14 protein-coding genes are annotated in these 15,370 nt (G+C 53.1%); 6 read left to right on the forward strand and 8 right to left on the reverse strand.

Features of this window, described 5'->3' with window-relative positions; genetic code table 11:
- Positions 1 to 440 precede the first annotated feature (440 nt).
- Positions 441 to 1,355 (forward strand): restriction endonuclease, encoded by a 915-nt coding sequence (locus IEQ42_RS08895; protein ID WP_232392323.1) that lies wholly within the window; start codon positions 441 to 443, stop codon positions 1,353 to 1,355.
- A 189-nt stretch (positions 1,356 to 1,544) separates the two neighbouring features.
- Here the strand turns inward: IEQ42_RS08895 and IEQ42_RS08900 are convergent, their stop codons facing one another.
- Both IEQ42_RS08900 and IEQ42_RS08905 read right to left on the reverse strand, forming a co-directional pair.
- Positions 1,545 to 2,549: a DUF262 domain-containing protein gene (locus IEQ42_RS08900; protein ID WP_210703267.1), complete on the reverse strand. Its 1,005-nt coding sequence runs from the start codon at positions 2,547 to 2,549 to the stop codon at positions 1,545 to 1,547.
- 1 nt (position 2,550) lies between these two features.
- Positions 2,551 to 3,159: a hypothetical protein gene (locus IEQ42_RS08905; RefSeq protein WP_210703268.1), complete on the reverse strand. Its 609-nt coding sequence runs from the start codon at positions 3,157 to 3,159 to the stop codon at positions 2,551 to 2,553.
- A gap of 349 nt (positions 3,160 to 3,508) precedes the next feature.
- Here IEQ42_RS08905 and dusA point away from each other — a divergent pair, with 349 nt between their 5' ends.
- Entirely contained in the window at positions 3,509 to 4,504 is a 996-nt protein-coding gene (gene dusA, locus IEQ42_RS08910) for a tRNA dihydrouridine(20/20a) synthase DusA (protein WP_210703269.1), read from the forward strand.
- Positions 4,505 to 4,579: 75 nt separating this feature from the next.
- Positions 4,580 to 4,951, forward strand: coding sequence for a DUF2388 domain-containing protein (locus IEQ42_RS08915; protein ID WP_210703316.1), 372 nt, complete (start codon positions 4,580 to 4,582; stop codon positions 4,949 to 4,951).
- On the opposite strand, the gene IEQ42_RS08920 is transcribed toward IEQ42_RS08915, so the two are convergent.
- Positions 4,952 to 5,785, reverse strand: coding sequence for an undecaprenyl-diphosphate phosphatase (locus IEQ42_RS08920; RefSeq protein WP_210703270.1), 834 nt, complete (start codon positions 5,783 to 5,785; stop codon positions 4,952 to 4,954).
- A gap of 567 nt (positions 5,786 to 6,352) precedes the next feature.
- On the opposite strand from IEQ42_RS08920, the gene IEQ42_RS08925 reads away from it, so the two are divergent.
- The 3 genes from IEQ42_RS08925 to IEQ42_RS08935 all read left to right on the forward strand — a co-directional run bounded on the left by IEQ42_RS08925 (position 6,353) and on the right by IEQ42_RS08935 (position 9,810).
- Positions 6,353 to 7,093, forward strand: coding sequence for a winged helix-turn-helix domain-containing protein (locus tag IEQ42_RS08925; protein ID WP_210703271.1), 741 nt, complete (start codon positions 6,353 to 6,355; stop codon positions 7,091 to 7,093).
- Positions 7,094 to 7,365: 272 nt separating this feature from the next.
- A complete protein-coding gene (locus IEQ42_RS08930) occupies positions 7,366 to 8,025 on the forward strand; it encodes a winged helix-turn-helix domain-containing protein (RefSeq protein ID WP_210703317.1) in 660 nt (219 codons plus the stop codon).
- 390 nt (positions 8,026 to 8,415) lie between these two features.
- Positions 8,416 to 9,810 carry an undecaprenyl-phosphate glucose phosphotransferase gene (locus tag IEQ42_RS08935; RefSeq protein WP_042560124.1) on the forward strand — a complete coding sequence of 465 codons (1,395 nt, stop codon included), beginning with the start codon at positions 8,416 to 8,418 and terminating at the stop codon, positions 9,808 to 9,810.
- Positions 9,811 to 10,350: 540 nt separating this feature from the next.
- Here IEQ42_RS08935 and IEQ42_RS08940 read toward each other — a convergent pair.
- From IEQ42_RS08940 to IEQ42_RS08960, 5 genes are all read right to left on the reverse strand, one after another.
- A complete protein-coding gene (locus IEQ42_RS08940; protein ID WP_210703272.1) occupies positions 10,351 to 12,429 on the reverse strand; it encodes a YjbH domain-containing protein in 2,079 nt (692 codons plus the stop codon).
- Positions 12,426 to 13,154, reverse strand: a complete 729-nt coding sequence (locus IEQ42_RS08945; protein WP_210623935.1) for a capsule biosynthesis GfcC family protein — start codon at positions 13,152 to 13,154, stop codon at positions 12,426 to 12,428. Before IEQ42_RS08945 ends, IEQ42_RS08940 begins: the two co-directional genes overlap by 4 nt.
- A gap of 29 nt (positions 13,155 to 13,183) precedes the next feature.
- Positions 13,184 to 13,849, reverse strand: coding sequence for a YjbF family lipoprotein (locus IEQ42_RS08950; RefSeq protein WP_210703273.1), 666 nt, complete (start codon positions 13,847 to 13,849; stop codon positions 13,184 to 13,186).
- An 11-nt stretch (positions 13,850 to 13,860) separates the two neighbouring features.
- Positions 13,861 to 14,976: a polysaccharide biosynthesis/export family protein gene (locus tag IEQ42_RS08955; protein ID WP_210703274.1), complete on the reverse strand. Its 1,116-nt coding sequence runs from the start codon at positions 14,974 to 14,976 to the stop codon at positions 13,861 to 13,863.
- A gap of 90 nt (positions 14,977 to 15,066) precedes the next feature.
- Complete coding sequence (locus IEQ42_RS08960; RefSeq protein ID WP_016775457.1) at positions 15,067 to 15,303, reverse strand: hypothetical protein; 237 nt, start codon at positions 15,301 to 15,303, stop codon at positions 15,067 to 15,069.
- Positions 15,304 to 15,370: the final 67 nt, after the last annotated feature.

Genomic DNA, 15,370 nt, shown 5'->3' on the forward strand with positions numbered 1-15,370 from the left:
TGTAGGGGGTGGCGCAAGAAGGCGTAGGCCAAGGACTGCAAAAACAGACTTCTTTTAAACACGTGCAGATTTCTGCGTTTAGAACAAGCTCGACGAGTTCAGTGTTCGAACCAAAAACAGTCGCCGATGCAGGGAGCATTGCGTTCCTTTTCAAGTGCTGTCTGTCGTGGCGATGATGGATTGGGGCAGTAAATGAGTATGAAAATGCTCCTTCACAATAGCCGACGTTCGGCCAGAAGCGGACATTCTCCTTTGTTGCTGAGGAGTCGAGGGACTATCACCGTTTATACGATTGTCTTCATACGTTCCGCGCGCTAACCTCAAACCGACATTAAGCTCACACCCTGCGGCATGGAATGTTACCCATCAAATCCGTCCAGAGCGTTATGCGCCATTTCATGCCTATTTATAGATATGCCTTTCGATAGGAGGCTCTAAGCGTGGCTGCAAAAATCACTCCTCGTTTGATCGAACTCACATATGAGTCGGTTCTGAAATCTTTCTGGCGCCGTAAAGCATTACAAAAATTCCTACTCGCCTCTCATGTGGCTGAAAAATTTGTAGATACTTGGACGACTGACGAGTCAAAACGAGATCTACTGGATCGCATGTTTCCTAGATTGCAGACCTCTGATCGCGGGAAAGCAGTTATCTTCCAGATTGCGCGCAACCTTTCGGAACAAACCACTTTCCCCGATTTACGCAATTGGGAAGATTCAGATCAGAAAATTCAGGAAGCACACAAGGCAGTCCAAGAGCTAAAAGCATATTTGCGACAACAAGACGAAGAAATAAATACTGAAAAAGAGCGGCAGGAAGCTTTGGAGCGTGCTCGCTCTGAACGCCAACGAATTCAGAGGTCATTAACGGACAAGACGAAGCTGCAGCAAAGACTTGACGCACTGCATGCCAAAGTTGGAACACAGGAAGGTGGGTACGAATTCGAGGGATGGTTTTATGAACTACTCAATTACTGTGAAATCTCCAACCGAAGCCCCTATAAGACTGATGGTAGACAGATCGACGGTTCCTTGACACATGAAGGAACCACATATTTGATCGAACTAAAATTCACCAAAAGCCAATCGGGAGCTACAGACATTGACTCGTTGAAAGCCAAGGTTAATAAGATGGCTGACAACACCATGGGAATTATGGTCTCCATCTCAGGCTACAGCAGTACTGCCATTGCAGATGCCTCAGGAAGTAAGACTACGTTACTTATCTTGGACGCTAGCCATCTGTACCTATTTCTCAGTGGCGGTATGACTTTCGCTGAAATCATCTCAAGAGTGAGAAGGCATGTATCTCAAACTGGTCAAGCGTATCTTCCTATCAATCAGTTTCATGGTTAAATACAGACATAACAAAGGCACTGTATCCACCCAGTGCACGGAAGAAGAACCTCGTCGTGTTTCGGTTATTCCGGCGGGTTCAGGAATAACTGATGGACTGGAACAAAGGGGCGGGAGACGGGTTTATTTACTGTGAAGCCTCCATCCCATAAATAAACCCGCCACCTTTTTAGTAAACCATTAAAAAATTCAAAAATTATCGCCTTTCAAAATATACTTTTGAAAGGTCTCTGCGCGAACCACTCGTGATTTCCGATTATTTGTACCTTGGTACATGTATGAAAAATACGTACCGAACTCAGTCTCAGGACTATTCTTTTGACTCAGAACAGATACTTCCATTTTCTCAAGGCGCAGTTTCAGGTCGCCTAGATCTGGAATCTGGTCAGCGACAGATAGTTCCACGGCCAAAGTGAAAAAATTAGACTTTCGAAACCAAATAGAATCAAGCCCCAACCCTAACTGTTCAATAACCCCAAAAGTTTTTAGCAACAAAGCCTTCATCGTGGTAGCGCCGGAGTATTCATCATTGAATTCGGCGACACATTTTTCTATTTCATTATCCCGATGATAGTAACCCCCCCTCTGAATTGTGGACATTACTTGTAGAACAAAATGAAGATCTGCCATACGGGTAAATTCGGACTCATGGAACACACCATAGTCCTCTAACTTCAGATCTTTTACTATTGACTTTGCCGTCTGAATATACTGCCCGTCATAGACAGCGTTATGAATTTCAATATCTTCTAATTTGAATTTGGTAAGGTTAATTCTTCGAAAAATTTCGCGAACCAAATCATCATCTACCTTTCCGATATCTCGTAGGACAATTTGATACGAAAGGAAAAGTTCTCTTTCGCCCTCTTCCAAATCAGCGTACCGTCTCACTAACTTAAGCGGCTTTTCGAAAGTATCTTCTATGTAATTTTTTATCGTAGTCAATCGCTGCTGGCCATCAATGACCACTTGAGTAGTCCGAAGCTTTTTGGTATCAACCTCACCCTGACAAACGTAAATTTCAGGAAATGGAAAACCATTCAATATGGTATCCAGAAACTGTTCTTGGTGCTCATGAGTCCATACAAACTTACGCTGAAAATCTGGCTTCAAGTTTAACTTTTGCGTATCAATTTTCTCATAGATATCAGCAATCGTAGGATTCGTTACCGACGGTTTAATCTGCACAGCCATATTATTTCCTTATACTCTTTGACGTTTTCACGTCTTTCATCCCGCTGACAATATAGTCTTCTAAATGAGCATAGCTTTTAAAAACGCCCGCACTCACCTTATAGTTACCTACACTACAGCGCCCATTGGAGATAGAAGAGAAAAACTCAAACCAATCATCCTTAAATGTTTTCATTTGAAAGGAAATCGGTAACTTATCAGGGCGAATCCAACCTAGGGCGACATACTCTAAAAACTGATGATACATAGCAAGTTCACTTTCGCGAACAACAGTCCTCGCCTTACGGAACCTCATTTGATACCCAGCAATATCCTTCATTATTCGTTCAAACAGGGTTGGTGAGACTAATGCCACGTCAATATCAGAATCGTAATCGAATATCTTTCCTTTATGAGGACTGAAACCGAGCTTACCAGATCCAGTTATATAAACCTCGTGAAAGGGGACTTCAAATTTACAAGACAACAACTTCTTAAAGTCATAGTATTCCTCCACCCGACCATCATAGACATGAGGAATACCGTGCAAAACATGTCGACGACAGAAGTCAAGGACTTCGTCATCGTTTTCAGTTTTTTCTAGCTCAGATAAAAAGAGTTTTAGATCCACAAGCATTCCTTGGCTATTGCATTTTCTACGCAGTCAACTGCATCCTATCGCCATCAAATTGCCATCAAATTGCCATCGTCAAAAAATTTACATTTAGAGCTTTTCAGCATTTGCTGAACACATTGCCGGAAGTATTTGACTTTATCGATAAAAAGATAGGTATCTCATACCCCTCTTAACCTTTTACTGATTGTGGGGAAAGTCGATTGGGTCGGAGAGCTACCGATCGATTTCCGTAATCGAACAAAAAAGGCTTCATTACTCCGATACTCGTCTCCGCCCCCCAAACTTCTCCCCCAACCCTGATAAACTCCCCTACCTCCCAGCCCCATACAATCCAGTACCGCCAATGCCCCCTATTCCCGCCACATCCGCCCCACTCTCCCGCCGCTTCTCCGTCGCCCCGATGATGGATTGGACCGACCGTCATTGCCGTTTCTTCCTACGCCTCCTGTCGAAGAACGCTCTGCTCTACACCGAGATGGTCACCACCGGTGCGCTGCTCAATGGCGATCACGAACGCTTCCTCCGTCACAACGAAGCTGAACATCCGTTGGCCTTGCAGTTAGGCGGTAGCGTGCCACTCGATCTGGCCGCTTGCGCTCGCATGGCGCAGGAGCACGGTTACGACGAGGTGAACCTGAACGTCGGCTGCCCGAGCGATCGTGTGCAGAACAACATGATCGGCGCGTGCCTGATGGGTCACCCTCAATTGGTGGCGGATTGTGTGAAGGCGATGCGTGATGCGGTGTCGATTCCGGTGACGGTGAAGCATCGGATCGGGATTAACGGGCGGGACAGTTACGAGGAGCTGTGTGATTTCGTCGGGACGGTGCGGGATGCCGGGTGTACCAGTTTTACGGTGCATGCGCGGATTGCGATTCTGGAGGGGTTGTCGCCGAAGGAGAATCGCGACATTCCGCCACTTCGCTATGACGTTGCGGCGCGGTTGAAGGCGGATTTTCCGGAGTTGGAGTTTGTGTTGAACGGCGGGATCAAGACGATGGAGGCCTGCCATGAGCATTTGCAGACCTTTGACGGTGTGATGCTGGGGCGTGAGGCTTATCACAATCCGTATCTGCTGGCGGAGGTGGATCAGCAGTTGTTCGGCAGTTCGGCGCCGGTGATCAGCCGGGCTGAGGCGTTGGCGCAGTTGCGACCTTATATAGCCGAGCATTTGCTGGCCGGTGGGTCGATGCATCACATCACGCGGCATGTGCTGGGCCTGGGCACCGGGTTTCCGGGGGCGCGCAAGTTTCGCCAATTGTTGTCAGTGGACATCCACAAGGCCAAGGATCCGTTGGCGTTGCTGGATCAGGCGGCGGAGTTGTTGGAGGGTCGTTGATCGACGCGTTGTATGTGCGGGCAACGAATGAGCGTTGCCCGGAGTGTTGTTGTACTGACAGGATGTCTTTTGTTTATGCCCGCGTTTATTTTTTCTCGCTTGAAGCGTTACTGCCTGCTCGCCTTGTTTAGCTTCACCTCGAATGTTTATGCACATTGCGACGGGTTCTGCATGGGGAGCACCGATACGCCGTGGGAGGCCACGCAATTTTCCGGTTTCTCCATCCTTGTGCTGTTTCTCACACCTTTTTCTGCGACGAATAACACGACCGAAAACTTCAAACGTGTTTACTCCGCCGAGGAGCAGGAAGACGCTCGCTATTACCTCGCCAGCGACGGCATGCTGCAAGCCGCGTATTTCACCTCGGCCTTGCAGCGTTTTCGTCGGGAATCCCCCGACAGCGAATTAAACGATCTCGCCGTCGCCGCGCTGATCAGCAGCCAGTAATCAGCTCGCCGCAGCCGCCGTCCAGTTCACCCAGCCAAACATCCACGTAGCCAGAATCAACAAGCCAAACGCAATCCGATACCAGGCGAACGCGGCATAGCTATGGTTGGCGATGAACTTGAGCAAGCCGCGCACGGCGATCATGGCGAAGATGAATGCGGTGACGAAGCCCAAGGCGAAGACCGGCAGGTCGCTTTGCTGGAACAGGTCGCGGTATTTGTAGCCTGAGTACACGGCGGCACCGACCATGGTCGGCATGGCCAGGAAAAACGAGAACTCGGTGGCGGCTTTGCGCGACAGACCGAACAGCAGGCCGCCGATGATGGTAGATCCGGAACGCGAGGTGCCGGGAATCATCGCCAGACACTGTACGAAACCGACCTTAAGCGCGTCAGACCAGTGCATGTCATCGACATGCTCGACGCGAATCACGTGGCTGCGCTGTTCGGCCCACAACATCACGATGCCGCCGACAACCAAAGCGACGGCGACTGTGATCGGGTTAAACAGGTAGTGATGAATGGCGTCAGCGAAGAGCACACCCAGAACCACGGCGGGCAGAAAGGCGATCAACAGGTTGAGAGTGAAACGCTGGGCGTTGCGCTCGGTCGGCAGGCCTTTGACGATTTCGGTAATCTTTGGCCGGAATTCCCAGACGACGGCAAGAATGGCCCCCAGTTGAATAATGATGTTGAACGCCATGGCGCGTTCACCGCCGAACTCCAGCAAGTCGGCAACGATAATCTGGTGGCCAGTACTGGAGATCGGCAAGAATTCGGTGAGGCCTTCTACTGCACCCAAAATCAACACCTGGAAAAAGGTCCAGAAATCCATTAATCCTCCGTCAGAGCGCTCTTGGTGAGCGACTGGTCGATAACACTCAGGGATTGAGTATCTGAAATAATACAAAGATCAAAAGATCGCAGCCTTCGGCAGCTCCTACAGGTGAATGCTTTCCAAATGTAGGCGCTGCCGAAGGCTGCGATCTTTACTCTTGTTGGCCGAGGAGATTACGTCTTATCAAAAGACACACTCAAGCCATGTTAATAAACGTCCGCGTACGAACTAATGTGAAACTATTTAGGCACTTAGTAGGAAAAACTTCATTGCGTCAATAAAGTGTGACCTGTCTCACATATTGAAGGCTGGCTATACAGTGGCCAATGGACACAAACAAAGATGTCGTCATGAGTTCAAAATAGTGGCACAATTTCATATTGCCACCACATACTCACTAGTTCACGAAGCCGAGAAAATCAACTAAAAGCTTGAAAAGCTTATTTATTGTTAGAAAACTCGGGAGCTACGTCTAAAAACGGCGTAAATGTTACCAATTGTCAGTCACAGATGAGAACCTGTGCTTTAACATCCTGATGTCAGCACCTAATTTCGAGTCAATGCATGATGCTCTCAGGGAACTTGGCGACTAGAAGTCCGCGCCCGACAATCGACGAACCAGGTGTACTCACTCTGGGTCGAACCCGTGGTGTGGCGGAGCATTTTAGTGCGCTACTCGCAAAGCTTGTGCGAACCGATGTGGCGCTTGAAGCCAACTCGTACACTGATGCCTATATGCAGAATGAAGATTCTGCATTGTATCGAGCAATCTTCATTGTGATCGACAGCCCACAAGCACTCGAAGACAATCTTGCGCTGGTCGAGAACCTGCGCAAAGACAACTTTAAGCCGCTCATTTGTGCAGTTATCACTGGCCGCGGTGCTTTCAACAAGATCAAGTACTACCTTGCCGGTGCCGACTTCTGTATCAAAATCAACACCCTTTCCGAAGATGGCGCCGAGTCGTTAGGAGAATTCTTCAGCAGTGAAGAATGGCAAAGAGACATCAATCTGACACTTGATCCAACTCGAATCTGTCTACTGAGCACGAACAAGCGGCTGGATATCTCGTTTGCCGAGATGAAAATCCTTGAAGCGTTTGCGCAAAGCAATAATCACATTCTGAGCCATGATGAAATCGCCAACATCATGGGGCTCAATCCCAATTTCTACGATCCTCGTGCGTTGGAGAAGTCCATCAGTCGCTTGCGTGGAAAAATCAAGGACGTGTATGGTACAAACGCGATTCAGAGCATCCGCGGCTATGGCTATCGACTGATGCGGGGCCTGATATCGACTGCCTGAGTCTCGGGCAGACCTCCCTTTTGCATGCTCACGAAGGATCGTCTGATGCAACGATATATCTATGGTTTCACTTCACGCCTACCTATAAAAAAGCGATCGAATGAGCGCAACAATATAACAATAAACTCAACAACATAGCAGCAGAACGAGTGGAACTTATCGAGGGCCAATTTCGGGCCCAGACCCTGCCTGTCGATTACTTCCAAGGAAGTCATTGCTCGCCTGCCGATTTACCTTTTAACCAATTTTGGTGCGCAGTTAAGGAGAGAGACATGGAAACTAGTACAACCCTCCCCAGAAAATATTTTGTTGTCGTGACCAACAGCACAGCGTCGCAGCGTGAACTCGAGAACATCCTGTCGAGCGAGCGCTTCAATTCACTGGGCACGTCTCAGGCACAAATGTTTATTGAAGGTGCTACTTCGCCCTCTTCCGCCCCCATGCTGATGGAGTTCACTTACCCAAGCGGCACCCGAAAGCAGGTTGCCCGCACGATTGAACATGACACCCAGCGTATATTGGCCACACTCGAATCCGAGTGGCGGGCAGCACAATCAAGCAATCCCTTTCGCAGCGCCCCGGCCATAACCGGCGAATCCGGCAAACTGCCTGTTGGTAATGAAGGCGTTACGCCATGTACCGAAACCTGGCATCTGGATAATGATCAAGGTGCATTGGTCAAAGACGATATCGAGATCAGTCTTACCGGCCTGGAAACGGCACTGGTGAGAAAAATGCTGCATCACGAAGACCGTGTGGTCAGTCGAGATGACTTGATCCTGAGCATCGGCCGAGAGCCGGAGCAGTATCGCGGACTGGAAATGTGTCTGAGCCGTCTGCAAGACAAATTCAAAAGTGCCAGCCAAGGTGAGCGACTGTTCCGTGCCGTGAGAAATCGCGGTTATTGCCTCATCCAGGACATCGTCGCGTAAACACAGGCAATATCTGCGAACACACAAACAGATAACAGTGCGATTACAAAAACAACAAGAGCACTCTGTTTGGTTCCATCTCCCTGATTAGAATAAAAATCCCTGCCTCCACCCTCTAACAGTAACAAATACAACAACAACTATTCACCCCCTCCTCTGCGACCTTTTCTAACAACCAACTATTTAATTATTAAAAAGTTGGCATTGTGCCACCTTGTTAGAACTCGTCAGACACCATTCCCGACAATAAATTAGTCTATTGACTGACGACAGTTCGGCACATCGATGTTGTTACTTTCAGAACACTCAATAGAACAAAAACAATACATCTGACTAACAACTCGGCTTTCAACTGTTGAAACCTGAATGGACGTCTTTTGGGGATATCGTATGGATCTTTCTCTTAGTATCAATCGAAGCACGGGCCTCAAGGGACTTACCTTCTGGGGACAATGGGCGCTGGCACAGGGCTTTATCGTAGCCCTGCTGTTTGTATTGGCGGAGCAACACACGGGAACCGTCGCGTTCTACTACCGGATGTGCGCAACGCTGGCGGTACTGGCATCGGTGCCGGCTTACACGTTCAGCGGCGTTTATCGTAAACGGGATAACTATCTGACGGGGCTGGGTCGCCTGTTCATGGGCTGGTCCATGACCATGGCGGCGTTGGCTTTCATCGCGTTTGTGTGCAAGGCCGATGAGTTGTTTTCCCGACAGGTCATCCTCAGTTGGGCGGTGTACGGCTTCCTTGGCCAGGCACTGTTGTACGCGCCGCTGCATGCGTTTTCGAAGTTCTACCAGCGTTCGCGTAAAAGCGAGCACAAGACCTTGATCGTCGGCACCGGTGAGTTGGCGCTGGGGCTGGCGAAGAAGCTGAGCCAAATTGAAAATCTGCCGCTGGTGGGGTTGATCAGCAACGGCAAGGTGCCTTCGCTTACCTCGGATGCACCTCGCGTGGTCGGCGCCCAGGAAGATCTGCTGGCGTTGATCGAAGCCCACGATATCCGCCGTTTGTACATCACCCTGCCGCTGTCGGAAGCGGCGAAAATCGAAGCCATGTATGTCGACTTGCTCGGCGCCAACGTGGATGTGGTCTGGGTGCCGGACTTGAACAGCCTGACGCTGCTCAATCATTCGGTGAAAGTCGTGGACGGCCTGCCGGCGATCTACCTGAACGAAAGCCCGCTGACCAGCCGTCCGACCGCTGCACTGAGCAAAAGCCTGATGGAGAAAAGCGTTGCGCTACTGGCGATCATCCTGTTGAGTCCGGTGCTGGCGATCATTGCCTTGGCCGTGAAGATCAACTCGCCGGGTCCGGTGTTTTTCAAGCAGGATCGCCACGGCTGGAATGGCAAGGTGATTCAGGTCTGGAAATTCCGCTCGATGCGCGTGCACGATGACAAAGAGGTCAAGCAGGCCAGCCGCAACGATTCGCGCATCACCCCGGTCGGACGCTTCATCCGCCGCACTTCGCTGGATGAGTTGCCGCAATTGTTCAACGTGCTGCAAGGGCACATGGCGCTGGTCGGCCCACGTCCTCATGCCGTCGCGCACAACAATTTCTACTCGGGGAAAATTCTCGCTTACATGGCGCGTCATCGGATTAAGCCAGGCATTACCGGCCTCGCCCAAATCAGCGGCTGCCGGGGTGAGACCGATACCATCGACAAGATGCAGCGACGTGTCGAGATTGACCTGCAGTACATCAACAGCTGGTCGCTGTGGCTGGACCTGAAGATCCTGGTGAAGACACCGTTTACGTTGTTGTCGAAGGATATCTACTGAGGGTTGGCGTTAAGTAATACATGACCGCAGGGGGACGAAAGTCCCCTTTTTTGTGCCTGGGATTTGGGGTTGACCGAAGTCGGATATGGACCCTGACTCGGGGCTCACTAAGAGCCCATGGGGGAATGGGTATGAATCGGATCTTTGGTTTCGACATCTGACCCTGTAGGAGCTGTCGAGTGAAACGAGGCTGCGATCTTTTGATCGTAAAGATCAGGATCAAAAGATCGCAGCGTTCCGCAGCTCCTACAGGGGACTTGTGGTGGATCCGAGTTTGGGGCTGCGGCGAATGACCCTGTGGGGATGGCTTGCCAGCGATTGCGGAAGGTCAGTCAGTCAACATCAGTGCTGAATGTGCCGCCGTCATCGCTGGCAAGCCAGCTCCCACAGGGATTCGGATACATCCGCAATATCAACTGTGCCTGATATATGGCTATCGCCAGCAGGCTGGCTCCTACAGATTTGGACTCGGTGTATTCCGACAAAAACTCGTCGGCTGGCAGGCCAGCCACACAGGTTGAGTCCTCGCAAGACCAGTCATTACTCAGTGATCTTCTCGAAGTTGCGATAGAACATATCGTCATCGCGGCTATCGGTCATCGAGTGCAGTTGATAACCACGATTAAGCCGCGCGCCGCCGTCTCGGGTCAGCGGTGCCCAGACCAGGTTGGCGCGGCGCATGGTCGACATGCTCATCATTTCGTCGAACGGGATCGACAGATAGAGGCCCTTGTCGAAGCTACCTTCACCGTACTCGGCGCTACTGGCCGTGGTTATCGTTGCCCAGGCACCGACCCGCACGCCGTTGGAAAACTCCCGGGAAATGTCCATCGTGCCGCCCCAGTCGCCGGCCAGGTAACGGCCGACACTGACAGCAGCCAGCATGTCGTAAGGCAAGTCGGTATAACCGGTGACATGACCGGTCACCACCGAGTAATCACGCAGGCCGAAACCCTGGTCGAATTCACGCTGGCGCACGTAGTTGAGGTCCGCGCCCACCGACCAGCGCTCGCCGGTCGGGCGGAACAGCACTTCGCCCCCTACCCCGGCATACATCGACTCCAGATAACCGCCGTAAACCATGCCGTACAAGTCTTTATCCAACTGTTCGGTGTGGCTGAGCTGGAACATCGGCATGGTCACTTCGGACTCGGTCAGGTACCGACGCAAATCCGTGCGCACGCGCGGCAACCCGCTGGGTGCGTCGTAGGTGAATTTGTCGAAGTTGTTGATCAGGTTGGCACTGAGCAAACCGCTCCACCATGTGCTGCGGTTGAAGCGGTACTCGGCGTCCGCGTCGGCACTGAACTGATAGAGCAAACCGTCAGGGCCGCCGACGTTTTGCTTGAAGCCCAGACCCACGCCATAACTGAAGTGCTGCGGCGCTTCGCTGTAGAGGGTTTTCTCGTTGTGCGGCATCGCCGGATTGATTTCGGTGGTGCGGTGCAACGACAGCAGCGGCTCCTCGTTGTTGATCACTTCACGAAAGGTCTCGCGCGGCACGCTGGTTTCTTCCAGCGGCAGGTCGTAACGCTTGTTGACCACGGTGAACCAGTTGATGTCGTCGTTGACGCTGTTGTCGAGAATCCGGCTCGCACGACCGACCGCTTTGGACGAATGAAAATAACGCTGCTGCTCGCCATACACGATCAGCTCGGAATCGCGCTGGGCGATGCGCTCCACCTTGTACCCGGCATTTTGCTGCAACCGCTGCGAGACGTTAGCCCAGTCGACCTGCTCCATCGACGTGGCCGGCATCTTCGCCGGCAGCGGTTCGGGGGTTGGGTCGTAGGTCTTGGCCGGCGCCTTGCGGCTGACGAAATTGGTATGAAATGTCACGCCGAACATCGCGGTGTTGCCGCGCTCCCACGCCGCGCTGATGTCGACCGAATCCGCGACCTTGAACACTGCGCCGAAGTTGATCGGCGAGTCTTGCTTGATCACGTTGTCCTTCGGCTCGTGCTTGTAGTCGTTGCCTTCATATTCGAGCTTCAGGCTCAGGCGATCCCATGGCGTCTGATAACTCACACCGCCGAAGAATGAGGGCTTTCCGCGAAAGTACGAACCTGAGTTGACGTCACCGGTGCCTTCGAGCGCGGGCCGGGTATCGAAGCGATCACTGACATAGCCCAGCGGGTTGTCGAAGTCGCCGCGATTGCCCAGGTAACCCCAGGCAATGCCGGCGCTGAAATCGAAATTGTCGTAGCGCTTGTTGGCGACGAAATATTCACTGGAGAACAAACCCGTACCGCCGATATCTCGGAAGCCCAGTGCAACATCGGGCAGCCAATGGCTTTCCTGCCACAGCCGGACTTTGGCGTCGACCGCCTTATCCTTATAGCTTTGGCTGCCGCTGAGGGCCTCGGAGCCGTACGCCCGGTTGGTGATCGCGGTGTAGCGAAACGAGCCTTCGAGCCAATCCAGAGGCTGCAACGAAACGCTGTAACGGCTGTAAGGCTCGGTGCGGTTGGCGTTGACGCTCAACTCGCCGGCCGGGGCCATGCGCGCCGTCGGCGTCTGCAACAGGCCCGTGCCACCGAAGTCACTTTGGGTAATGCGCGGTTCTCCATGAACCAGACCACAGGGCAATAACAACACAGCTGCAAAACGAAAATTCAACGAACCACCTCAGCCAATTGCGTGGCAATCAATTCGGCCAACTGCTGATTCAGTTCAGGAAGAGGCGGATCAAGATCATCATTTTTGACCGGCACCAGAATCTTGCTGCCGGCGACGGGCATGTGCCCGCTCTCGCGATTCCAGTGCGCAATACCGACGCGCCGCGTAACACCGTTGGGCTGGATCAGCCACAGGTAATCGGCCTCGGCATCGCTCAGGATCGAGCACCCTTGCAGGTATTCGCGAGCCTCCTGCAACGGTTGATACGGCAAGTGGCAAGGCTCGGCGACAGCACCGAGCACTTCAACTTCGTCGATGCGCTTGGGGTAGATCAGACGATCGCCATCGTCCAGACGGATGTTGCGCGCGAAGCCGACTTCCACCGCGACCGGATCGAGGTCGGCGATCTGCCGGCCAGTCACCGGCATCTGCCGGACTTGCTCGGTCAGCCGTTGCGCCAGCGCCACACGGCTCGGCATGTCAAAGAGCAACGCCATGCGCTGCAAGACATCCAGATCAAACAGCACGCCAGCCTTGAGTCGCGTCTGCTCCTCCAGCAATGACTGGCGCAGCAACACCCCCGCCAACCAATAACCTTCGGCATTGGGCACCGCTTCGTTGATCACATCGAGCAAGCGCCCGCCCGCCGGCAGTTCGACCGGCCCGGGATTGGCGACATCGCCCGTCACCGTGACAGCGGCCTGGCTCACACCGGCAATCACCATCAGACACGCTGAAAAAAAGCCAAGACGCTTCACGGCAGATGCCTGCGATCAGGTGTCAGTTGCACGATTCTGACGCGCAGTTGCGAGGTCAGTTGCTGCTCACTCTTGAAGATGAAACCGTCACGCGGATCAACCCAATAACGATTGGTCGCACTCAGGCCGATGGCCGGAGCTTCAATCTGCTCATCGACACGCAGCACGGTGTATTCCTTGTCAAGAATGTCGAGGGTTTCCGTCGAGCGGCGGGTGAAGCGACTGTTGACGATCACCCCCACTTCCTGGCCCTTGTAGAGGTCGATCCAGCGCCGCGTGGTAAAGCCATCGGCGACTTGATGCAGGCCTGACTTGAACGGCGAGTCATCCGCCAGACGCGTGCCGTCGAGATCACCCTCAAGGCCCAGACCGATGCTGCGCACGGCGAGGCCATCGCGCAGCAGCAGCACTTGCTTGCCGGAGGCGACCCAGAACTGCAGGTCTTCACGCTCGCGCACCAACGCCAGCACCCCGGAGCCGGACGGCGTGGTCAACTTGAGTTGCGGATAGCTGACCTCGGCCACCTGGGCCGGCGTCACGTCCACTTCGTCAGGGCCGATCACTGCCGATTTGAGGTTGTTCAGCGACGCGCTCATCAGTGGGTTACAGCCACACAACAACAGGGCCGCCATCAGGCAGACACCTACTTTCAACGTGTTCACAGTCGGCGGCCTTATTTGCTGTTGTTACTGTATTCGCTCCAGTTCTTCGCAGCGGAAGCCCCGGTGCCGACAATCGACGCCGACGGCACCAATTGGCTGATGAAGCGGTTCCAGCGCGTCACGTTCGCTGGGCCGACATAAACGACATCCTGCGGGCGCACTTCGAAATGCGTGGCGAGCGCCATGGCGGTCGGCGACTCGGCATTCAACTGGTAGATTTTCGCCGGCTCGACGTCGAGGTTTTCCACGCCGCGAATGACGTAAACCGCGTTGCCGTTGGAGGTGGTCTGGCTCAAGCCGCCGACCGAACCGAGCACATCGGAGAGGTTCATCGTCGCCGTCTTGAAGCTCAATGCGCGTGGCTGGTTGACCTCACCCATGACGTAAATTCGCTTGTTGTCGTTGTACGGCAGGTACAACTGATCGCCGCCCTTGAGGTACACGCCTTGCAACTCGGAATCATGATGGTTGAGCGAGTCGAGATTGAGCGGATACACCCGCCCGTTACGCGTCAGCAACAGGCCGGACAAGTCCGCGTTGTTGGTATCGATGCCGGCCGAACCCAGCGCTTCGACCACGCTCAGCGGATTGGTCGAAATCGCCTGCGGGCCGGCCTTCGTAACCGCGCCGGTGACCACCACTTTCTGACTGGCGAAACGCAATACGGCGACGTCAACCTGCGGCTCGGCGATGAACGCCGACAGCCGTTGTTCGATGTCAGAGCGCAGTTGCTGGATGGTCCGGCCGGTGGCCTGGACTTCCTTGATAAACGGGTAGTACAGCGTGCCATCAGAACGCACCAGACGGCCGTTGGCATCGATCTGTTGCTGCGCACCGGACGGCGCTGTCAGCTCGGGGTGATCCCAGACCGTGATGTACAAGACATCGTTATTGCCGATGCGGTACTCGGCCGGGGTCGTCAATAACTCCGGCGGCAGCGACGTGCGCTTTTGCGTGGCGCGGGTGGTGGAGATCAGCTTGGGCGTGATCGGAATCAGCTCGACCCGACTGCTCTCACTGGCACCCTGGCGGGTGATGTCGCTGGTGCTCAGGTATTGGCCGGGGGAAAACATGCAACCTTGTAAAGCGAGACTTGCCAACATTAAAAGAGAAAAACTACGAGTCATAATGGCACTACGCTATTCAAGGGCGGATCTAAAAAAAGAAGTCACCCGACTTGCGTCGGGCGACCCTGTACTGCACTAACAAAACGGCTGTTAGTTATGCGTGCCGGTTGTACCGGTGGTACCCGTCGTACCGGTGGTACCGCCGTTGGCACTGCCACCGCTGTTGGACGCCGCTACTGCACTGGCGACCATTGCAGTACTGGCTGCAGGGGCTTGCGAAGCCGCTACACTACCGCCCACATTGGTCACCGCAGTAAGCGGCGCTTCAGCTGCGGCAGCCCAGTTGCTCAACATCGTCAACAGGGCAACTGCCATCACTTTCTTCATATCAACTCCTTTCTAACATTCGACCTGTTAAAAACCGGCCGGTGCTAGAGGTGGTAGAGTTCAAGTC

Origin of the sequence: Pseudomonas iridis, from assembly GCF_017980685.1 — a bacterium.
Classification (GTDB): Bacteria; Pseudomonadota; Gammaproteobacteria; order Pseudomonadales; family Pseudomonadaceae; genus Aquipseudomonas; species Aquipseudomonas iridis.